General features: G+C 66.8%; 19 protein-coding genes and 1 tRNA gene. 11 read left to right on the top strand and 9 right to left on the bottom strand.

The window, feature by feature from the left end:
- Window positions 1-33: 33 nt before the first annotated feature.
- Entirely contained in the window at window positions 34-1,350 is a 1,317-nt protein-coding gene (locus tag FL625_RS02015; RefSeq protein WP_149586953.1) for a DUF2927 domain-containing protein, read from the bottom strand.
- A 287-nt stretch (window positions 1,351-1,637) separates the two neighbouring features.
- Between FL625_RS02015 and FL625_RS02010 the strand changes: the two genes are divergently transcribed.
- Genes FL625_RS02010 through FL625_RS01995 form a run of 4 tightly spaced genes read left to right on the top strand, consistent with a single transcriptional unit; the run spans window position 1,638 to window position 3,571 of the window.
- Window positions 1,638-1,982 (top strand): ArsR/SmtB family transcription factor, encoded by a 345-nt coding sequence (locus tag FL625_RS02010; RefSeq protein WP_149586952.1) that lies wholly within the window; start codon window positions 1,638-1,640, stop codon window positions 1,980-1,982.
- Window positions 1,969-2,514, top strand: coding sequence for an SRPBCC family protein (locus FL625_RS02005; RefSeq protein WP_149586951.1), 546 nt, complete (start codon window positions 1,969-1,971; stop codon window positions 2,512-2,514). The genes FL625_RS02010 and FL625_RS02005 overlap by 14 nt, the downstream gene beginning before the upstream one ends.
- Entirely contained in the window at window positions 2,511-3,056 is a 546-nt protein-coding gene (locus FL625_RS02000; protein WP_149586950.1) for an SRPBCC family protein, read from the top strand. Before FL625_RS02005 ends, FL625_RS02000 begins: the two co-directional genes overlap by 4 nt.
- Window positions 3,053-3,571, top strand: coding sequence for a GyrI-like domain-containing protein (locus tag FL625_RS01995; protein ID WP_149586949.1), 519 nt, complete (start codon window positions 3,053-3,055; stop codon window positions 3,569-3,571). Before FL625_RS02000 ends, FL625_RS01995 begins: the two co-directional genes overlap by 4 nt.
- Here FL625_RS01995 and FL625_RS01990 read toward each other — a convergent pair.
- Window positions 3,568-4,407, bottom strand: a complete 840-nt coding sequence (locus tag FL625_RS01990) for an AAA family ATPase (protein ID WP_149586948.1) — start codon at window positions 4,405-4,407, stop codon at window positions 3,568-3,570. The genes FL625_RS01995 and FL625_RS01990 overlap by 4 nt on opposite strands.
- Before the next feature lie 173 nt (window positions 4,408-4,580).
- On the opposite strand from FL625_RS01990, the gene dksA reads away from it, so the two are divergent.
- Complete coding sequence (dksA, locus tag FL625_RS01985) at window positions 4,581-5,003, top strand: RNA polymerase-binding protein DksA (protein WP_200833862.1); 423 nt, start codon at window positions 4,581-4,583, stop codon at window positions 5,001-5,003.
- A 67-nt stretch (window positions 5,004-5,070) separates the two neighbouring features.
- The gene (locus FL625_RS01980) at window positions 5,071-6,261 is read left to right on the top strand and encodes an FAD-dependent monooxygenase (RefSeq protein ID WP_149586946.1); all 1,191 of its coding nucleotides are present in this window, start codon (window positions 5,071-5,073) and stop codon (window positions 6,259-6,261) included.
- A 281-nt stretch (window positions 6,262-6,542) separates the two neighbouring features.
- Here the strand turns inward: FL625_RS01980 and xth are convergent, their stop codons facing one another.
- The 3 genes from xth to FL625_RS01965 all read right to left on the bottom strand — a co-directional run bounded on the left by xth (window position 6,543) and on the right by FL625_RS01965 (window position 8,482).
- Window positions 6,543-7,322 carry an exodeoxyribonuclease III gene (xth, locus tag FL625_RS01975; RefSeq protein WP_149586945.1) on the bottom strand — a complete coding sequence of 260 codons (780 nt, stop codon included), beginning with the start codon at window positions 7,320-7,322 and terminating at the stop codon, window positions 6,543-6,545.
- A 48-nt stretch (window positions 7,323-7,370) separates the two neighbouring features.
- The gene (locus FL625_RS01970) at window positions 7,371-8,087 is read right to left on the bottom strand and encodes a hypothetical protein (RefSeq protein ID WP_149586944.1); all 717 of its coding nucleotides are present in this window, start codon (window positions 8,085-8,087) and stop codon (window positions 7,371-7,373) included.
- Between the two features lie 62 nt (window positions 8,088-8,149).
- The gene (locus FL625_RS01965; protein ID WP_149586943.1) at window positions 8,150-8,482 is read right to left on the bottom strand and encodes a HesB/IscA family protein; all 333 of its coding nucleotides are present in this window, start codon (window positions 8,480-8,482) and stop codon (window positions 8,150-8,152) included.
- 70 nt (window positions 8,483-8,552) lie between these two features.
- Between FL625_RS01965 and FL625_RS01960 the strand changes: the two genes are divergently transcribed.
- Window positions 8,553-9,734 carry a deoxyguanosinetriphosphate triphosphohydrolase gene (locus tag FL625_RS01960; protein ID WP_149586942.1) on the top strand — a complete coding sequence of 394 codons (1,182 nt, stop codon included), beginning with the start codon at window positions 8,553-8,555 and terminating at the stop codon, window positions 9,732-9,734.
- Window positions 9,735-9,824: 90 nt separating this feature from the next.
- Here the strand turns inward: FL625_RS01960 and FL625_RS01955 are convergent, their stop codons facing one another.
- Window positions 9,825-10,286 carry a disulfide bond formation protein B gene (locus FL625_RS01955; RefSeq protein WP_149587155.1) on the bottom strand — a complete coding sequence of 154 codons (462 nt, stop codon included), beginning with the start codon at window positions 10,284-10,286 and terminating at the stop codon, window positions 9,825-9,827.
- Window positions 10,287-10,540: 254 nt separating this feature from the next.
- Here FL625_RS01955 and ypfJ point away from each other — a divergent pair, with 254 nt between their 5' ends.
- From ypfJ to FL625_RS01935, 4 genes are all read left to right on the top strand, one after another.
- Window positions 10,541-11,398, top strand: coding sequence for a KPN_02809 family neutral zinc metallopeptidase (ypfJ, locus tag FL625_RS01950; RefSeq protein WP_149586941.1), 858 nt, complete (start codon window positions 10,541-10,543; stop codon window positions 11,396-11,398).
- Window positions 11,399-11,442: 44 nt separating this feature from the next.
- Window positions 11,443-11,526 (top strand) — tRNA-Leu (locus FL625_RS01945).
- A 462-nt stretch (window positions 11,527-11,988) separates the two neighbouring features.
- Window positions 11,989-12,639, top strand: coding sequence for a Hint domain-containing protein (locus FL625_RS01940; protein ID WP_149586940.1), 651 nt, complete (start codon window positions 11,989-11,991; stop codon window positions 12,637-12,639).
- A 166-nt stretch (window positions 12,640-12,805) separates the two neighbouring features.
- Window positions 12,806-15,232: a Hint domain-containing protein gene (locus tag FL625_RS01935; RefSeq protein ID WP_149586939.1), complete on the top strand. Its 2,427-nt coding sequence runs from the start codon at window positions 12,806-12,808 to the stop codon at window positions 15,230-15,232.
- On the opposite strand, the gene FL625_RS01930 is transcribed toward FL625_RS01935, so the two are convergent.
- The 3 genes from FL625_RS01930 to FL625_RS01920 form a co-directional block, all read right to left on the bottom strand.
- Window positions 15,233-15,844 carry a nucleotidyltransferase family protein gene (locus FL625_RS01930; RefSeq protein WP_149586938.1) on the bottom strand — a complete coding sequence of 204 codons (612 nt, stop codon included), beginning with the start codon at window positions 15,842-15,844 and terminating at the stop codon, window positions 15,233-15,235.
- Window positions 15,845-15,886: 42 nt separating this feature from the next.
- Complete coding sequence (locus FL625_RS01925; protein ID WP_149586937.1) at window positions 15,887-18,307, bottom strand: GcvT family protein; 2,421 nt, start codon at window positions 18,305-18,307, stop codon at window positions 15,887-15,889.
- 112 nt (window positions 18,308-18,419) lie between these two features.
- Window positions 18,420-19,724, bottom strand: a complete 1,305-nt coding sequence (locus FL625_RS01920; RefSeq protein ID WP_149586936.1) for a branched-chain amino acid ABC transporter permease — start codon at window positions 19,722-19,724, stop codon at window positions 18,420-18,422.
- Window position 19,725 lies beyond the last annotated feature (1 nt).

Genomic DNA, 19,725 nt, shown 5'->3' with positions numbered 1-19,725 from the left:
CCATTTCCAGGGCGCATGCCGTGTCGCGCCCTCTCAGCCCCGTTCGGCGCTTTCTGCCGCCGCTGCAACTTTGCGCATCCGGCTTTGCACCATGCCTTCCGAACCGAAGCCATAGCGCGCGTAGGGCGCGCTGTCCATGCGCAGCGCCGCCGCAGCGGCCGGGTTGCCGAGCGCCTCCAACGCCTCGGCCTTGACCAGCATCAGCGACGCGAGCAGCGCCGGATTGTCATGCCGCCGCACCACCGGAATTGCCCGGTCGGCAAGCCGCACGGCCTCTTCGGGCAGGCCGCCGGCAAGTGCCAGCACGGCAATCTGCATGTCGACATGGGCAAGGTGCAGCTCCGCGCCCGGCAGGCGGGAGTAGATACCGGCAGCGCGGCGGAAGGCGTCCTGCGCCCGCGCCGGATCGCTTGCGGCCATCAGGCGACCTAGCGCAAAGTGGCTGAAGGCCAGCCGGTTGTCCTGCCAGCCTGCCGCCTCGGCCAGCGCCAGCGCCCTGATGACGGCCGCCTTGCGCGCTGCGGGCGATCCGGTCCTACCCAGCGCCGTCTCGATCTCGCGGATCCAGTCCGGCGACGTTCCCGACCGCGCGACCGGCGCCGTGCCAAGTCGTGCTGCGACCTCGGCAAGGCTCATCCCGCTGGCGATCTGCGGCGAATAGGTCAGCCGCAGGATCGCCATGTCATAGCCGGTCAGGACCGAGTGGAAGTTGTCGTCGTTGAACACGCTGTCCGTCAGCCGGTAGAGGTCGTTCAGCGGGCCCAGCGCCTGGGCCAGTTCCTCGTGCAGGCAATCGCGGATCTCCTGCGGGCTGGTGTCGGCAGGAATGAAGATCGCCGCCCTCTCGCGCCGGGTGACCAGCGCCCAATCCACCGCGTCCGTGCCGCGCTTGCGGCGGAACTCGGCCAGCGAGCCGACGTTGGGCACGACGAAGCAGGCCGCCGTCGGCGCCAGCCGTCGCAGTTCGGAACGGCCGGTGAATTCTACGGTGATCGCGGCCGGGCCGGAAGTCTGGGCGATGTCGATCCCCGCCTCGGAGCGCAGCCTGCCAAGCAGGGCCGCCAGATCGCGGGACGCGGTTGCGGGAACGGACCCGGTCATGGCCACGGTCACCGGCCCCTCGAAGCGGCTGAAGGTCTGCAGCGACCGACCGCTTTCCATCGCAAAGGTCAGGTCCATGAAGTCGCGGGTCAGCGAACTGCCGGTGTCCGCCACCGGTGCCAGCCGATAGCCGCCCGGCGCACCGAAGCCGACGCCCATCTCCTCGGTCGGGCCACCTTTCGAGACCTGGGCGGGTTCGCCACAGGCTGCTACCGCGCAGAGCGCGGCAAGAAGAAGGGGCAGGCGCATCGGCAGGACCTGTCTGGCAGCACCCCGGGGCAGCTTCGGGGCACGTCAAGTGTCCGGTCGCGGACGGCTCGGAGTCAATTCGGCAAAAACCGATGATTTTCCGCCTACTACCCATCGCGGTTGAAGTTGTGCGAGCCGCAGGATTTATCCTTATCGCTCACGCATTGTTACAGGCATCACCGCCGCGGTGGGCCGGCGGCACAGAGATTTCCGCCGAGGAGGTGATTCGGCTTGCGCCGGATCGTCCAAAGTATTACCAAATAGAAATATAACCAATGGGAGATGGAATGAGCGATCCCCTGTCACGCACCTTCCTGGCGCTGGCCGATCCCACCCGTCGTGCCATCCTGTCCCAGATCGCCGAGGGTGCGCAGTCGGTGACGGCGCTGGTCGCCGCGAACCGGCTGTCGCAACCCGGGATTTCCAAGCACCTGAAGGTGCTGGAAGAGGCCGGCCTGATCCGGCGGGAGCGGGTGTCGCGGACCCGCCCGGTGCATCTGGATCCGCGGGGGCTGCAACTGGCCGGCGCCTGGATCGACCACTACCGCAAGTACTGGGAGGGCGCCTTCGACCGGATGGATGCGCTCATTGCCCGGCTGAACGAGGAGGCTGCGAAGAATGGACGACAATAGCGAAAATGCCCTGCGCCTGAGGCGCAGCTTCGCCGGCCCCCCTGGCCTGGTCTGGGCGATCTGGACCCGGCCCGAGCTGATCCGGCACTGGTTCGGCTCTTCCTTCGGGTTTCGCGCCCATGATGTCGCCGTCGATCTCCGTCCGGGCGGCAACTGGTCGCTGCGCAACGTCAATGGCGCGATCACCGAACATGTCTGCGGCACCTATCACGAGGTCCAACCGGCCCGCCGGCTGGTCTATTCCTACCACTTCCGCGGGACCGACTTCTTCTCGGTGATCTCGGTCGAACTCAGCCCCGAAGGCGAGGGCACGCGGGTCGATTTCCTGCAGACCGGCTTTCCCGACGCCCAGGCCCGCAGCGACCACGCCCGCGGCTGGCCGAACGCGCTCAAGGTCATGGGCGAGGCGCTGCTGGCGATGCACGGCGTCGGGACGATCTGGCCCAAGCTGCCGGAAAAGACCCACCTCGACGGTGTCGCCCGCGATCTTCAGGCCGCCCGCGCCCGCCTGTTCGAGGAGCCCGCCGAATGACCCACCCGAACCTTCTGGCGCTGGACCGCCATCTGGACGCCACCCCCGCATTCGCCTTCGCGCTCTGGTCCGACCCGCGCCTCGTCTCGGCCTGGTGGGGGCCGGAAGGCCACCACCTTGCCACCTGCGAGATCGACTTCCGCCCGGGCGGCACCTGGCGCTTCAACATGGAGAAGGACGGCCAGCCGCACTGGATCCACGGCACCTATCACGAGATCCTGCCGGACCACCGGCTCGTGCTTTCCTACCTCTTCCCGCAGTTCGGCGTGCAATCCGTCATTTCGCTGCGCTTCACGCCCGAAGGGCAGGGCACGCGCATGCAGTTTCTCCAGACCGGCTTCCCGGACGAGGAAAACTGGCGCGGCCACCAGGGCGGCTGGCTCTCCAGCTTCGCGATCCTTGAAGACCTGCTCCTGCGCCTGCATGGCATCGGCTCGGTCTATCCGACCCTGCCGCCCGCCCGGATCTCGGACGTCGCGCAAGACCTTGCCGAGGCCCGCCGCCGCCATGATGCCGATGCGCCGCGCGAGGCTGCGCCATGATGCCCGTCCGCGACCTCAGGGGCCGGATCACGCTGCCCCGCGTGGCCGCCTTTGCCGCCCAGCCGGTCCTTCTGCGCCGGGCCGACCTGACCATGGCCACCCTCGACAGCGAGGGCGCCGCGATCCTGGGCGAGGTGCTCCACAGCCTCACCCGCCACGGAATCGCCGAGACCGGCCCGGCCTTCTTCCGCTATGACGTGATCGACATGGAGGGCACCATGCGCATGTCCTTCGGGGCGCAGGTCGCCCCCGGCACGCCCGTCCCGCCGGGGCTCGAGGCCGACACCCTGCCCGCCGGGCGCTACATCACGCTGACCCACCAGGGCCACCCGGACGAGCTTTACGATGTCATGGTCATGCTGAACCTCTGGGCCCCGGTCCGCGGCCATGTCTGGGACATGGAGCCGATCCCCGAAGGCGACCGTTTCGCCGCGCGGCTGGAATTCTACCACGACGGGCCGGATACGCCCCCCGACGCCTGGACCACCGAGGTCCGGGTCCGCCTGAAGGACTAGCGCTGCCCCCGCGCCATGAAGGCCAGCCGCTCGAACAGCTGCACGTCCTGCTCGTTCTTCAGCAGCGCGCCATGCAGCCGGGGCAGGGCGCCTTTCGCATCCTTCCGCAGATCCTCCGGTGCCAGGTCCTCGGCCAGCAGGAGCCGAAGCCAGTCCAGCACCTCGGATGTCGAGGGTTTCTTCTTCAGCCCCGGCACCTCGCGGATCTCGTAGAACTGCGTCAGCGCCGCGGTCAGCAGCCGGTCCTTGATGTCGGGGAAATGCACCCGGACGATGGCCGCCAGCGTCTCGGGATCGGGAAAGCGGATGTAGTGGAAGAAGCAGCGCCGCAGGAAGGCATCCGGCAGCTCCTTCTCGTTGTTCGAGGTGATGATGACCACCGGCCGGGCCTTGGCGCGGATGGTCTCGCCCGTCTCGTAGACGTGGAACTCCATCCGGTCCAGTTCCTGCAACAGGTCGTTCGGGAACTCGATGTCGGCCTTGTCGATCTCGTCGATCAGAAGGACCACGCGGCCCTCGGCCTCGAAGGCCTGCCAGAGCTTGCCCTTGCGGATGTAGTTCCGGACGTCGTGCACGCGCGCCTCGCCCAGCTGGCTGTCGCGCAGCCGGCTGACCGCGTCGTATTCGTAAAGCCCCTGCTGCGCCTTGGTCGTGGACTTCACATGCCATTCGATCAGCGGCAGTCCCAGCGCCCCCGCCACCTGCCGCGCAAGCTCGGTCTTGCCCGTCCCCGGCTCGCCCTTGACCAGAAGCGGCCGCTCCAGCCTGACCGCCGCATTCACCGCCAGCGCCAGGTCGTCCGAGGCGACATAGCTTTCCGTCGAGGCAAATTTCATCGCGCTTTCAACATCCTGTTTCCGTGCCACCGGCAAACCCTACCCACGCCCAGAAAATGTCGCAACCGCTAGTGACAATCGTCCGGGCTTGCGATACATGCCCGCGCAACAGGAGCGCGTCCATGACAGAAGCCCACCTGTCGGAGCGATCCGGCACGAAGGAGAGAGTTTCGATGAAGGCCGAGGTTTTCCTGCCCGACGACTATCGTCCCGCCGAGGACGAGCCGTTCATGAACGAGCGTCAGCTGGAATATTTCCGCCGCAAGCTGCTGACCTGGAAGCAGGAACTTCTGGAACAGTCGGCCGAGACCATCGACAGCCTGCAGGAGTCGGCCCGCAACGTGCCCGACATCGCCGACCGCGCATCGGAAGAGACCGATCGCGCGCTGGAACTGCGCACCCGCGACCGCCAGCGCAAGCTGGTCGCCAAGATCGACGCCGCGCTGCGCCGGATCGAGAACGGCGAGTTCGGCTATTGCGAGGTGACCGGGGAACCGATCAGCCTCAAGCGGCTCGATGCGCGCCCGATCGCCACGATGACGCTGGAAGCCCAGGAAAAGCATGAACGGCGCGAGAAGGTCCATCGCGACGACTGATGCATCGCGACGTTTGCGCACTTGACGCCGGGCCCATGGTCCGGCGTTGTCATGTCGGGGGTGAACGATGTCCTTGATCGGCCAATCCGCAACCGTTGTCGGGGCCGGCGTTGCCGGGCTGGCCGTGGCGCGGGCGCTGGCGCTGCACGGGGCGCAGGTGACCGTCCTCGAACAGGCTGACGCGATCCGCGAGGTGGGGGCGGGTCTCCAGGTCTCGCCGAACGGCGCTTGCGTCCTGCGCGCCCTTGGCCTCCAGGCCGAACTCGACGCACATTCGATCCGCGCCGAGGCGGTTCAACTGATCGACGGGCCCACGGGCGAGCCCGTCACCCGTCTTGACCTTGCGCGCCTGCGGCCCGGACAGGGCTACCACTTCCTGCATCGCGCCGACCTGATCGCCCTGCTTCTGGCCGCCGCGCAGGAGGCGGGCGTCACCCTGCGGCTGCTGTCCCGGATCGAGGCGGTCGAGCTGTCCGCCGCCCGGCCGGTCGTGGTGCTGGAAGGGGGCGAGCGGATCGAGACGCCGCTGCTGATCGGGGCCGATGGCCTGCACTCGCGGATCCGCGCGGCGCTGAACGGTCCCGAGACGCCCTTCTTCACCCGCCAGGTCGCCTGGCGCGCCGTGATCCCCGGCGACCCAGGCGCCGCGCCTGTGGCCGAGGTTCACATGGGGCCGGGCCGGCACCTCGTCAGCTATCCGCTGCGCGGCGGTGCCCTGCGCAACATCGTCGCCGTGGAAGAACGCGCGAAATGGGCCGAGGAAAGCTGGACCCTGCGCGACGATCCGATGGACCTGCGGCTTGCCTTCGCCGGCTTTTCTCCGCGGGTCCGCGCCTGGCTCGACCGGGTGGAGGACCCCTGGCTCTGGGGCCTCTTCCGCCATGAGGTCGCCGCAACCTGGGTCAGGCCGATGGGGCAGGGCGGGGTAGCGATCCTCGGCGATGCCGCGCATCCGACGCTGCCCTTCCTCGCGCAGGGGGCCAGCATGGGGCTCGAGGATGCCTGGGTTCTCGCCGACAGCCTCGCCCGCCACGACACCCCCGCCGCCGCGCTGGCCGCCTACCAGGCCGCGCGCAAGCCCCGCACCAGCCGCATCGTCGCCGCCGCCAACGCCAATGCCCGCGCCTATCACCTGTCGGGCCTGCCCCGGTTGATCGGCCACGCCGGCCTCAGGCTCTTCGGGCGGGTCTCCCCCGGCGCGATGCTCGCCCGGTTCGACTGGCTTTACGGCCACGACGTGACGCAAAGCACCGCTTAGGCCCGGGTTCGCCTCTACTTCCCCCCATCCCGGCCCTCAACGCTCCCTCTTGCCCCTTCAAAAATACTCTCGGGGTGCCGGGGGCGAAGCACCCACGCGGCCCGAGCCGGTTGGCGTTCGCGCCAGAGGCGAGACAAAAGCATTGCGCCGAAGGCGTTCAGTTCGACACGGGCCCGCCACCCGAACAGCGGACCGGAAACCTTTCCAATTCCCTGACGTCCGCAACCAAGGCATTGATAACAGGCGTGCAACGGGCTCTGTCCACCGTGGACACGCTCCGCTCAGGCTGCGATCTCCACCCAGACCGGCACATGGTCGCTCGGCTTGTCCCTCCCCCGCACCGCCCTGTCGATGCCCGCCCCCTCCAGCCGGTCCGCCGCCTGCGGAGAGCACATCACGTGGTCGATCCGGATGCCGTTGTTCCGCTCCCATGCGCCGGCCTGGTAGTCCCAGAAGGTGTAGAGCCCCGGCGCTGCATCGCGCACCCGCACGGCATCCGTCAGCCCCAGATGCGCGATCCGGCGGAACGCCGCCCGGCTGTCCGGCAGGAACAGCGCGTCCGTCTCCCAGGCTTCCGGCTTCGCCGCATCCACCGCCTGCGGGATCACGTTGTAGTCCCCGAGGCAGACGAACGGCTCTTCCGCCGCCAGCAGCTCGCGCACCCGCGCCTCCATCCGCGCCATCCAGGCCAGCTTGTAGTCGAACTTCGGCCCCGGTGCCGGGTTCCCGTTCGGCAGGTAGAGCCCGCAGACCCTGAGCGGTCGCCCGACCTCCACCACCGCCTCGATCCAGCGCGCCTGCTCGTCGCTCTCGTCCCCAGGCAAGCCCCGCCGCACGTCCGACAGCGGCAGCTTCGACAGGATCGCCACCCCGTTGAACGACTTCTGCCCGTGCGTCTCGACCCGGTAGCCCAGACCCTCGAACAGATCGCGCGGGAAGGCTTCGTCCACCGACTTGATCTCCTGCAGGCAGACGACATCCGGCGCGGCTTCATCCAGCCAGAGCTGCAAGGCCTCGATCCGCGCCTTGATCCCGTTGATGTTGAACGTCGCCAGCTTCATGCCCGGATCCTCCGACTCCTGCGACCCTAGGCTCCCTCTGCGCCCGGCTCAAGCCGTCCGGCGCAGCGGCACCGCGGCTGCTTGCAGCCACAGCGCATCCAGCCGGTCCAGTTCGGCCACGTCGAACCGTTCCTCCTCCTCCCAGTAGCGCCCCGAGGCCACCAGGTAGCCCAGCTCCGCCTCGCGCCGCAACGCCGCCTCCACTATCGGCTCATCGCCTTGCATCGGTCGCGCATCAGGCAACCTGGCCCGGTTGAGGCGGGGAAACACCAGCCGCGCTGGCCCGGTGGACAGGTTGACCATCGCGCACCCTTGCCGCGCCGCCAGCAGCATCAGCCGAGCCGCCTTCGCCTCCAGGCAGCGCAGCGTCACATCCTGCCGCAACGGGTCGGGCGTCCCCGAGCCATAGAAATGCGTCGGCCCCGAGGCCGGGTACTGCATGTCGCAGCCGAATACCGCGATGACCTCCGGCTTCAGCGCGTGCAATGCCCAGTAAGCGGCTGTGAACGCCATTGTTGCGCCAGCGTAAACAAAACCGCCGTATTCATTCTGCGCCGGCACGAACTCGGCTTCGGTCACGATGCGCTGGCCCGGTCCCGCAACCGCCTGCCGCTCTGCCGGAAAGTCATACGGATGGATCGCCACGTCCCAGTCCGACCGGATCCGCCAGGCATTGTTGATCGCCAGCACCAGGTCGAACGGCTCGCGCGGCCAGCGCGCCGCCTCTGCCGCCATGGGCGCCGAGCCCAGCATCAGTACTCGCATGATCGTCCCTCGCGCCGTGAGAGCGCTGAACCTAGCGCGATGCGGCAGCGCGGCGAGGGGCGCTAAAGCGAAAAACTGGTTCCGCAGCCGCAGCTGGACTTGGCGTTGGGGTTTTCCACGACGAAGCGCGCACCGATCAGTTCGTCGGTGAAGTCGATCACGGCATTCGCAAGGAAGGGCAGGCTGACCTGGTCCACCAGCACGCGCTGGCCGTCCTTTTCCAGGACAAGGTCGTCGGCCGCGGGATCGTCCAGGGTGATCGAATACTGGAACCCCGAACATCCGCCGCCGTCCACCGCTACCCGCAGGGGGCGCGCCTCGCCCGTGGCCGCGGCAATCTCGGCCAACCGGGCGAAGGCCCGGTCGGTCACCCTGGGAGGAAGCGTGAGTTCCATGGCTGTTCCCGTATCCATCGGCATCCGCTCCGAATATATGGAACCTGACCGTGCCTCACAAGGACAGCCCATGCTCGCCCCCTTCGCCTGCCAGCCCGATCAAAGCCGTGGGCGTCAGTGGCCCGAGCGGCTCTCTTCCTTCCGGTCGCCCTATCAGCGGGACCGCGACCGGATCATCCATTCCTCGGCCTTCCGGCGGCTGAAACACAAGACCCAGGTCTTCGTCGAACACGAAGGCGACTACTACCGCACCCGTCTGACCCATACGATCGAGGTGGCGCAGGTCGCGCGCACCATCGCCGGGGTCCTCGGCCTGAACACGGATCTCGCCGAGGCGATCGCGCTGGCACATGACCTTGGCCATACGCCCTTCGGCCATACCGGAGAGGACGCCATGGAACGGCTCATGGCGCCCTATGGCGGCTTCGACCACAACGCCCAGGCACTGCGCATCGTGACCCGGCTGGAACGGCACTACGCCGATTTCGACGGGTTGAACCTCAGCTGGGAAACCCTTGAAGGCATTGCAAAACACAACGGGCCCGTCACTGGCCCCAATGCCGACCGCAAGCATGACGGACCGCTGCCCTATGCGCTGGCCGAGGTGAACGCCCAGTGGGATCTCGAACTTGACACCCATGCCAGCGCCGAGGCGCAGGTCGCCGCCATCGCCGACGACGTGGCCTATTCGCACCACGACCTGCACGACGGCCTGCGTTCGGGCCTCTTCACCGAGGCAGACCTGGTGGAGCTTCCCGTCACCGGCCCCGCCTTCGAGGAGGTGGACCGCCTCTATCCGGGGCTCGAGAAGATGCGCCGCCGGCACGAGGCGCTGCGCCGCGTCTTCGGGCGCATGGTCGAGGATGTGATCGCCGTGGCCCAGAACCGGCTGGCCAGTGCGCAGCCCAGGTCGGTGGACGAGATCCGCCACATGGGCACGACGGTGATCCGCTTCTCCAAACCCCTCTACCAGGACCTCAAGGCGGTGCGCAGCTTCCTGTTCCACCGCATGTATCGCGCGCCTTCCGTCATGCAGGAACGCGCGCGGGTCACCCGGATGATCGACGATCTCTTCCCGCTGTTCCTGCGCCAGCCCGGGCTCCTGCCGCCCGAATGGCAGGCCGATGTCGCCGCCGCGACCGACGAAACCCGGCTGGCCCGCGTGGTCGCCGACTATGTCGCCGGCATGACCGACCGTTTCGCGATCCAGGAACACGCCCGACTCTGTGCCGGGCCGGCCGCGTCGGACTAGATCAGGATCGCCGCAGAACCCCCTCTGCGGCTTGCCCTTTTCCAAATACTCTCGGGGGGTGCGGGGGGCGAAGCGCCCCCGCTTCCGGCCTCAGCCCCGGCGTGCCGCCAGGATCCATGTCGCAGCAAGGCCCAGCGACAGGATAACGTTCCATCCCGCCATCGAGATGCCGAACAGCGACCAGGCGATCTCGTCGCAGCGCACCACCGCCGCAACATCCTTGCTGGGATCCAGAAGGTCGGCGGTCGGGATGCCGGTGATCGACCCCGCGGTGCAGGTTGCCAGCCCATCCCACCATAACTGTTCCACGCCGACGTGAAACACCCCGATCGCCGCCGTCGCCAGCGCCGCCAGCGCGCCGGCCCAGGCCAGGCTTCGCCAGCCCGTCGCCAAGGCCGCGATCCCGATCAGGATCGCCGCCGCATGCGGCCAGCGCTGGTAAAGGCACAGCTGGCAGGGGGCGAGCCCGCCGATGTACTGGAACGCGAAGGCGCCGCCAAGCATGGCCGCAGAGCCGAGGGTGGCGATCAGGATCAGGGTCGGACGGGTCAGGGTCATGCGTCTGCTCTTCACGGATGCGCCGCGACCATAGGTGCGGGGCGCAGAAAGGGAAAGGGGCTTGCCTCCCGTCGCACGCAAGCGTGCATTCGCGCTTCCGAACCGACGGAGCTGCGGATAGGATTTGTGCCGGGGTCCCGGGGAACCTGGTTGAGGAATCATGAACGGCCGCGGGCAACCTGCTGATTCTTATTGGGTAAGCCGGATGGTCCACTGTGGACACATCGGCTGCGGGAAGGGGTGACGACATGGAATGGCGCGGGCGCAGGGGCAGCAGCAACATCGAGGACCGGCGCCGGATGGGCGGCGGCAGGGCTGGCCAGGTTGCCGGGATCGGCGGAGGCGGGGCCATCATCGTCTTTCTCATCGCCATGTTCCTAGGGGTCGATCCCAGTCAGCTCCTGGGCACGGGTGACCCGTCCTCCGCAGGCGGCGCCCCGGTCGAGATGACTGCAGAGGACCAGGCCGAGGGCGAGTTCGTGTCGGTCGTGCTCGGCGACACCGAGGAAATCTGGACCCGCCTCTTCAAGGAACAGCTCGGCCGGACCTACCAGCCCGCGACGCTGGTCCTGTTCAAGGAGGCGACCCGTTCGGCCTGCGGCGGCGCCTCCGAGGCGACGGGGCCGTTCTACTGCCCGGCCGACAGGAAGGTCTACCTGGACACCGCCTTCTTCACGACCCTGCACCAGCGGCTTGGCGCCGGTGGCGACTTCGCGGCAGCCTATGTCGTCGCCCACGAAATCGGGCACCATGTCCAGAACGAGCTCGGCATCCTCGGCAAGGCCAACCAGATCCGCCAGCAGGGCAGCCAGGCGGAATCGAACGAGATCTCGGTCCGGATCGAGTTGCAGGCCGACTGCCTGTCCGGCATCTGGGCACGCGAGGCGGCGCAGACCCTGGGCGTGGTCGAGCGCGGCGACCTGGAAGAGGCGGTCAATGCGGCGCGCCAGATCGGGGACGACACGTTGCAGCGGAACGCCGGCCAGCGTCCGATGCCGCACACCTTCACCCACGGCACCTCGGAACAGCGGTCGCGCTGGTTCATGATCGGGCTGCAATCGGGCCAGATGGCTGATTGCGACACGTTCCAGACCGACAACCTGTGACGCGTTGACGGCGGCGGGCCGAGGCGATAGACCCGCATGCGGTGGCCCGAGTGGCGGAATGGTAGACGCAGGGGATTCAAAATCCTCCGCCGCAAGGTTTGCGAGTTCGAGTCTCGCCTCGGGCACCACAAGGAGCCACGTCCGGGATCTGCACCGATTCGATGGCGTTTTGCGCGGCTTGCTCCATTCTGCCTGGATCTGCTTTTTTGCGCGCCAAACTGGAAACACCGCATCGCGGGGGGATCGCTTGTCATCCTTCGATCCGGCATTCAACTGCCGATCAACAGACGGTTGAGCGGCACGATCTAGCGAACCCGGGGAGAGGGGGTCTTTCATACACGCCCAGATTGAAAGATGCGTGCCTATGGGGCTTTGCGACGTCTCGTTCAGGGTGCCATTCCGGACTTTCGATACCGCTTGCCGCCCTTCGCAGCGGCCAAGACGGATGGACCACACGCTTGGGTTGAATTCCGCCTGTGTTGCCCTTGTTTAACAACAATTTTCTGCTTTTCTCGTACCGGGGCCGGACAGTATGCAGGATGGACCGGCCCGCGGTCTACGCGGGTATCGTGTGACGGGAGCAGAGGGTCATGAAATCGGATGACGCTTTCCAGCCAGAGATCGATGTCCTGAGCGGGGAGCGAGCGCCACGTGCCACGCCGTGCTTCACCCCGGGCACGCTGATCACCACGCAGCGCGGCGAGGTCCCGGTGGAACTGATCTCGGTCGGAGATCGTGTCGTCACCCGCGACAACGGCATCCAGACCGTCCGCTGGGTCGGCAAGACCCAGATGTTCCTGCACGATTTCCAGGCCGATCCGCATCTGCTGCCGGTGTTCATCCAGCAGGGCTCGCTGGGCAAGGGCCTGCCGGAACGGGACATGATGGTGTCGCCGAACCACCGTGTCCTTGTCACCAACAGCCGGGTTTCCGTCCGCTACAGCGAGCGCGAGGTTCTCGTGGCGGCCAAGCATCTGGCCGCGCAAGGGGTGCATACCGTGCAGTCCAGCGGCACGACCTACATCCACTTCATGTGCGACCGGCACGAGGTGGTGCTGAGCAACGGCGTCTGGACTGAAACCTTCCATCCCGATGACACGTCGCTGAAAGGCATCGGCAATGCGCAGCGGCTGGAGATCCTGGAATTGTTTCCCGAGCTCAAAACCGCTGCAGGGCGAGCGGCATATGGCCAATCACGCCGCATCGTGACTGAGTCCGACCTTGTTGGGCTGGCTACATAATCGAAGATGCGATAAAGGAGCCGATAGTCGTTGTTGGTAAATCAAGCAACGATAGCCACGATTTCTCGAAACTTGCCCGGTCCTAGCAAAGTGCCGGCATGGTTTTGACAGAAAGCGGTCAAAAAAGATGGCTAGGGTGCTGTGCTGAGGCAGGGGGACGCAGCGTATGTCGACCATCTATGGGGGCGGTGGCGGTGAAAGCATCGTCGGCGACAACGATGGCAATTTCAACGATCTGTTCTATGGGAATGATGGCAGCGACACGCTTCGTGGCCTGACAGCGAACGACACGCTTTACGGCGGCAACGGAACGGATCTGCTGTACGGCAATGACGGTCTGGATGTCCTGTCGGGCGATGCCTTGTCCGATACCTTGTATGGTGGCAACGATGCCGATCTCCTGTACGGAGGCACCGGGGACGACACACTGTACGGCGATGCGGGCAACGACAGGGTTTTCGGAGACGATGGCGCCGACCGTTTGTTTGGCAACGACGGTCTGGACACCCTCTACGGAGGCGTCGGAGTCGATACGCTGTACGGGGGCAACGACGCCGATCTCCTGTATGGCGGCAACGACGGCGACACCCTCTACGGCGATGCCGGAAACGACACGGTCTATGGTGACGACGGCGCCGACAGGCTGTTCGGCAACGACGGCCTCGACACCCTCTATGGCGGCGTCGGCGTCGATACGCTGTATGGCGGCAATGACGCCGACCTGATTTCCGGTGGTAACGATGGCGATACGCTTTACGGCGATGCCGGAAGTGACACGATCTATGGTGACGACGGTGCTGACCGGCTGTTCGGCAACGACGGTCTGGACAGCCTCTTCGGGGGCATCGGTGTCGATACGCTGTATGGCGGCAATGACGCCGACCTGATTTTCGGCGGCAACGACTCCGACTCGCTCTTCGGTGATGCGGGCGCTGATACGCTTTACGGCGATGCCGGTGCGGACCAGCTGGAAGGCGGTGACGGGAACGATCGGCTGTTCGGCGGCGACGGGGTCGACACGCTGTACGGCGGGACGGGCAACGACACGCTGCAAGGCGGTGCGATCGCCGACCTGTTCTATGGCGGTCAGGGTCTCGATTACGTTGACTACTCCGACTCCGGGGTCGGAGTTAACGTCAGCCTGATCGGCGGTGCCCTGATCGGCGCCAACGGGACCGCTGCCGGCGACACCGGTTTTGGCGTCGACGGGATCATCGGCTCGGGTTTCGACGACACCCTCGTGGGCTTCGACAGCTTCAGCTTCGATCCGAACGACGCCTACACCAACATCATCTATGGTGGCGCCGGCAACGACTTCATCTCGGGCCAGGATGGACCCGACAGTCTGTATGGCGGGGCCGACAACGACACCATCTACGGCGACGAGAACAACGACTTCCTGTCGGGTGATGCGGGCCGCGACCTCCTGTATGGTGGCAGCGGCGCAGACACGCTTTATGGCGGCAATGACGCCGATACGCTTCACGGCGAGGATGGCGATGACGTGCAGGCCGGGAATGACGGCACCGATCTCCTGTACGGCGGCACCGGCAATGACACGCTCTTCGGTGGCAATGACGCCGATACGCTTTACGGCGATGCCGGCAACGACCAACTGACGGGCGACGGCGGCAATGACCTGCTCTACGGCGGGGACGGCAACGACACCCTGAGCGGCGGAACCGGTCGCGACGTGCTGTATGGCGGCATTGGCCGCGACGTCATGTATGGCGAGGATGACGAGGACCAGTTCTTCGTCGGCTTCAACACCGCCTACACCGGCAACCCCGCTCGCAACGATGTCGCGCTGAACGAAGCCGTCTTCGGCGGCAGTGGCGGTACCGACAATGACACGCTTACCGTCGACATCACCGGCTTCGGCTGGGCCCGGATCGAACTGACCTACGATCCGTTCAACCAGGAGAACGGGACGATCACCTTCTTCGGGCCCGACGGCGTGACCGTCGTCGGCACGCTGACCTTCACCGATATCGAGAACGTGGTGATCGTCTGCTTTACCGCCGGAACCCGGATCATGACCGAGCGGGGGCCGGTGGCGGTAGAGGATCTGCGCGTCGGCGATCTGGTCGTCACCCGGGACAACGGCTTGCAGCCGCTGCGATGGATCGGCCGGCGCAGCCTGTCCCGTGCGGAGTTGCAGGCGCTTCCCCACTTGCAGCCCGTGCGCATCGCGGCCGGGGCGCTTGGTGCTGCCGAGCCTGACCGGTCGATGCTGCTCTCGCCGCAGCACCGCCTGCTGATCGAAGGGGCGCGGGCCGAGATGTATTTCGGCGAGGCCGAGGTGCTGGTGCCGGCCAAGCATCTGGTCGGGTTGGCCGAGGTCAGCCGCGCGCTGCCGGCCGAAGGGGTAACTTACGTGCACATCCTGTTCGACCGGCACGAGATTGTGCTGTCCGACGGTATCTGGACGGAAAGCTTCCAGCCGGCCGAGCGCACCCTGTCCGCCCTCGACGCGGCGGCGCGGGAGGAAGTCCTGGATCTGTTCCCGGAACTCGCCGCGGGCGAGGATGTATTCCCGGCCGCGCGCCTGTCGCTGAAGGCGCACGAGGCGAAGGTCCTCCTGTCGCGCTGATCAGACCGGGCGGCCGAGATAGGCTGCCCAGTCCTCTGGCGTATCCAGATCGCGAAGGGCCATGACGCCAGGCAGGGGCAGCAGGCTGAGCCGGTCCCGGTGGGCGAGAAGGACCGACCGTCCCCCTTCGTCGCCCGTCACCTTCGCAAGCTCGGGCCAGAGATCGCGGGGAAAGATCGTCGGATGCCCCGGCTGACCCTCGGGCGTGCTTCCGCGCCAGATCTGCTGCGGTGCGGACCGAAACGCATGGATCAGCCCATCCAGCGCCTCGGTTGTGAAATCCGGCATGTCGGCCGGCAGGATCATCAGTCCGGCCGTGATCGCAGGCTCTTCGGCCATGATCGCCCCCAGGCCCCGCACCAGCGATCGGGACATGCCAAGCTGTGCATCCGGCACCGGCACGATGCGAACCGCCAGTCCGTCCAGCGCCGCCTGCCGCGTCCCGGCGTCGGAGGGCAGGGTGACCCAGACCGGCATCCCGGTCTTCAGTGCGGTCTCGGCGATCCGCCGCAGGATAGGCCGGTCGCCGATCGGCTGCATCAGCTTGTCCCGACCACGCATCCGGGTCGAGGCCCCGGCGGCTAGGATCAGAATGGCGACGGTGGGGTCCATGCCTGCATGCTTGGCACGGGCGCCCGGCATGTCAATGCGACCTCAGCCGCGCATCCGGCCGCCGTCGTCCCACAGCGGCGCGAGATGCACCCGCGCGGGGCGGCGTTCGCCGAGGATCTCGATCTCCAGCGCCAGCCCGTCCTGCACCCGGTCGGCCGGGATGAAGCCCTGCGCCACCGACTTGCCGGTCCAGTGACTGAAGCCCCCCGAGGTGCACCAGCCCACCACCGCCCCATCCAGCCAAATCGGCTCCCAGGCGACGACATCGGCGTCAGTGGCATCGACCACGATCGGCACCAGCCTGCGCTTCGGGCCTTCCGCCTTTTCCTTCAGCGCGGCGGCCTTGCCGATCCAGTCCACGGGCTTGTTCCAGGCGATGAAGCGGTCAAGGCCGGTCTCGGCGGGCGTGTAGTCGGGGCTGAACTCGCGCCCCCAGGAGCCGAACCACTTGTCCAGCCGCAGGGACATCATCGCCCGCATCCCGAAGGGGCGCAGACCCAGGTCCTTGCCGGCCGCCGTCAGCACGTCCCACAGGTGGCGGACCGACATGTGGTCGGTGAAGATTTCATAGCCCAGATCGGCGGTATAGCTCACGCGCTGCACGATGCAGTTGGCCATGCCCACGGTCATGCGCTTCACGTCCATGAACCGGAAGGCTTCGGCGCTGACATCCGACCGGGTGACGCGGGACAGAAGCTCGCGAGACTTGGGCCCCGCGATCTGGAATCCGGACCGGGAATCCGAGATATTCTCGACCGTTACGCCAGGTTCTGCATGTTGATCGAACCAGCGCATATGCCAGCCCTGCGCGCCGTAGCTGGCGGTCAGCTGGAATTCGGCCTCGCTGAGGCAGGACACGGTGAAATCGCCGATGATCTTGCCGCTTTCCGCCAGCATCGGCGTCAGCGACAGCCGCCCCGGCTGCGGGATGCGGCCCGCCATGATCCGGTCGAGCCAGGCCCGCGCGCCCGCGCCCGTGACCCGATACTTTCCGAAGTTCTGCACCTCGTTGATGCCGACGCCCTCGCGCACCGCCATCACCTCCTGCCGCGTCGCCTCCCAGGCGTTCGAGCGTTTGAAGGTCGGCGTCTCATAGCGCGGCTCGCCCGGGAGCGCGTGGTAGTTGACCACCTCCAGCCCGTATTGCTGGCCCCAGACCGCGTTCATGCCATCGAAGACCTGATACATCGGCGTGGTGCGGAACGGGCGGGCGGCGGGGCGTTCCTCGTTCGGGTAAGAGACGCTGAAGCGCATCTGGTAGTTCTCGATGACCTTCGGCACCGTGTAGCCGGGCGAGGTCCAGTTCCCGAAGCGCGCCACGTCGAAACCGCGCGGGTCGCGTTCGACCTCGCCGTGGATCATCCATTGCGCCAGCGCGAGGCCCATGCCGCCGCCCTGGCTGAAGCCCGCCATCACCGCGCAGGCCGACCAGTAGTTGCGCAGTCCCGGAACCGGCCCGATCAGCGGGTTGCCGTCCGGGGCAAAGGTGAAGGGCCCGTGGATCACCCGCTTCACGCCGGACCGTTCCAGCACCGGGAAGCGGCGGTAGGCGAAGTTGACCGAGTCCTCGATCTTGTCGAACTGCTCGTTCAGAAGCTCATGCCCGAAGTCCCAGGGCGTGCCGTCCACCGACCAGGGCTCGCAGGGTTTCTCGTAGAAGCCGATGCAGAGGCCGCGGCCTTCCTGCCGCAGATAGCTTTCCCCGCCCGGATCCATCACATGCGGGAACTCGCGGCCCGACTTCAGGATCTCCATGATCTCGGGGATGTCGTCCGTCACCAGGTATTGGTGCGCCATCGGCAACAAAGGCAAGTAAACCCCCGCCATTGCCCCGATTTCCCGTGCCCAGAGGCCGCCGGCATTCACCAGATGCTCGCAGGTGACGGTGCCCTTCTCGGTGACGACCTCCCAGCCCTCCCTGGTCGGGTTGGTCTCCAGCACCCGGTTGTGCAGCACGATCTCGGCCCCGCCCATCCGCGCGGCCTTGGCATAGGCATGAGTCGTCCCCGACGGGTCGAGGTGGCCGTCGAGCGGGTCGTACAGTCCGCCGAGGATGCCATCGACATTCACGAGCCCATCAGTCAGCTTGCGGATCTCCTCGGGTCCGAGGATTTCGGTATCAAGGCCCATGTAGCGATGCTTGGCGCGTTCGGCCTTCAGCATCTCGAACCGCGCCTCGTTGTCGGCGAGCGTCACGCCACCGACATGATGCAGGCCGCAGGACATGCCGGTGATGGCCTCCAGCTCCTTGTAGAGCCGGATGGTATAGCCCTGCAGGGCGGCCATGTTGGTGTCGCCGTTTATCGTGTGGAACCCGCCCGCCGCGTGCCAGGTCGATCCGCTGGTCAATTCGGACCGCTCGATCAGCATGACGTCGGACCAGCCCAGCTTGGTCAGGTGATACAGCACCGAGCAGCCGACAACGCCGCCGCCGATCACCACCACGCGCGCATGGGTTTTCATAGCTTGCCTCCCCGCATCCGGTTTTGCGCACCATGGCGGGGCGAGGCCCGGAAGGCATGAGGATTTGCGACAGGAAATGTCGCAGCCGGATCGTGGCCCGGCTGCGCTTGTGTCACTTCTCGGGGATCAGGCCCTTCGGCGCAAAGCGCAGGACCACCAGCAGCACGACGCCCAGCGTAAGAAGCCGCATATGCGACGCAGTGTCCTGAAGGTGGGTCTTCAGCGGCCCGGCCGGCAGTCCCGAGGTCAGGACCGCCATCACCTGCGGCCCAAGGAATTCGACTGCCAGATAAAGCCAGCCGATAAGCAGACCGCCGAGGATCGCGCCCCAGTTGTTGCCGGACCCGCCGACGATGACCATCACCCAGATCAGGAAGGTAAAGCGCAGGGGCAGGTAGGAGGGCGGGGTCAGCTGGCCCTCCATCGAAGTCATCATGGCCCCCGCCAACCCGACCACGGCCGAACCGATGATGAAGATCTGCAGATGGCGGAACTTCACGTCCTTGCCCATGGCCGCCGCGGAAACCTCGTTGTCGCGGATCGCGCGCACCATGCGGCCCCAGGGGCTGTTCAGGGCGCGCTCGCACCCCCAGACCAGCAGCGCCAGGACGATGCCGAACATGGTGGCGTAAAGCAGCTTGACGAAGATGGTGGATGCAGTGACCGGATCGAGGTTCATCGCTGCCACCGGCTCGAGGAACACTGGATTGAGCTGCAGGTCCACCTCTTTCGGCACCGGCCAGGGGCGGGGCAGGTCGATCAGGTTCTTCACCCCCCGGGCCAGCCAGTCCTCGTTGCGCAGCACGGTGACGATGATCTCGGCGATGCCCAGTGTCGCGATGGCCAGGTAATCCTCGCGCAGGCCAAGAGCGATCTTGCCGATCACCCAGGCGGCAGCGGCGGCCATCAGCGCGCCCACCGGCCAGGCGATGAGCGAGTTCAGCCCGAGCCCGCCGATGTTACCGGCCTGCGCGGGGTTGTTCGCCTCGACCGCGGTCACGGCCGGGTCCAGGATCATCCGGTAGATGAAGAAGGCGACCACCAGATACAGCGCCAGGCCCAGCGTGCGGCCGGTGCCGGGGGGCAGCTTCCGGTACATCCAGGTAGCCAGGCCGATGGCCAGTGCTGCAAAGGCCAGCGCCTCGACGATCTGCGGCCCGCCGGCCGCCCAGCCCTCCGGCACGGGCTTGGACGAGACCAGAACCACCGCCAGCCCCCCCAGCGCGACCGACCCGACGATGCCGGTCGAGAACAGGCCGGCATAGCCCCACTGGATGTTCACGCCGATTGCCATGATGCAGGACAACAGCGCGAGGTTCAGGATGTTCAGTGACAGGTTCCAGCTTTGCAGCATGCCCGTGAGGATGAACAGCATGGCCACGCCGGCGAACATCAGGACGTTGCGATAGCGCGCCATG

Origin of the sequence: Tabrizicola flagellatus (assembly GCF_008271465.1) — a bacterium.
Classification (GTDB): Bacteria; Pseudomonadota; Alphaproteobacteria; order Rhodobacterales; family Rhodobacteraceae; genus Tabrizicola; species Tabrizicola flagellata.
Note: the sequence above shows the minus strand (reverse complement) of the source record. Positions and strands in the feature narration are given on the sequence as shown.

Coding starts and splice junctions, on each gene's coding strand:
- FL625_RS01990 (WP_149586948.1), bottom strand. CDS start 4,407: ATGAAATTTGCCTCGACGGAAAGCTATGTCGCCTCGGACGACCTGGCG.
- FL625_RS02000 (WP_149586950.1), top strand. CDS start 2,511: ATGACCCACCCGAACCTTCTGGCGCTGGACCGCCATCTGGACGCCACC.
- FL625_RS02015 (WP_149586953.1), bottom strand. CDS start 1,350: ATGCGCCTGCCCCTTCTTCTTGCCGCGCTCTGCGCGGTAGCAGCCTGT.
- FL625_RS01965 (WP_149586943.1), bottom strand. CDS start 8,482: ATGGAACTCACGCTTCCTCCCAGGGTGACCGACCGGGCCTTCGCCCGG.
- FL625_RS01995 (WP_149586949.1), top strand. CDS start 3,053: ATGATGCCCGTCCGCGACCTCAGGGGCCGGATCACGCTGCCCCGCGTG.
- xth (WP_149586945.1), bottom strand. CDS start 7,322: ATGAAGCTGGCGACGTTCAACATCAACGGGATCAAGGCGCGGATCGAG.
- FL625_RS01925 (WP_149586937.1), bottom strand. CDS start 18,307: ATGAAAACCCATGCGCGCGTGGTGGTGATCGGCGGCGGCGTTGTCGGC.
- FL625_RS01980 (WP_149586946.1), top strand. CDS start 5,071: ATGTCCTTGATCGGCCAATCCGCAACCGTTGTCGGGGCCGGCGTTGCC.
- ypfJ (WP_149586941.1), top strand. CDS start 10,541: ATGGAATGGCGCGGGCGCAGGGGCAGCAGCAACATCGAGGACCGGCGC.
- FL625_RS02005 (WP_149586951.1), top strand. CDS start 1,969: ATGGACGACAATAGCGAAAATGCCCTGCGCCTGAGGCGCAGCTTCGCC.
- dksA (WP_200833862.1), top strand. CDS start 4,581: ATGAAGGCCGAGGTTTTCCTGCCCGACGACTATCGTCCCGCCGAGGAC.
- FL625_RS01960 (WP_149586942.1), top strand. CDS start 8,553: ATGCTCGCCCCCTTCGCCTGCCAGCCCGATCAAAGCCGTGGGCGTCAG.
- FL625_RS01940 (WP_149586940.1), top strand. CDS start 11,989: ATGAAATCGGATGACGCTTTCCAGCCAGAGATCGATGTCCTGAGCGGG.
- FL625_RS01930 (WP_149586938.1), bottom strand. CDS start 15,844: ATGGACCCCACCGTCGCCATTCTGATCCTAGCCGCCGGGGCCTCGACC.
- FL625_RS01920 (WP_149586936.1), bottom strand. CDS start 19,724: ATGGCGCGCTATCGCAACGTCCTGATGTTCGCCGGCGTGGCCATGCTG.
- FL625_RS01935 (WP_149586939.1), top strand. CDS start 12,806: ATGTCGACCATCTATGGGGGCGGTGGCGGTGAAAGCATCGTCGGCGAC.
- FL625_RS01970 (WP_149586944.1), bottom strand. CDS start 8,087: ATGCGAGTACTGATGCTGGGCTCGGCGCCCATGGCGGCAGAGGCGGCG.
- FL625_RS02010 (WP_149586952.1), top strand. CDS start 1,638: ATGAGCGATCCCCTGTCACGCACCTTCCTGGCGCTGGCCGATCCCACC.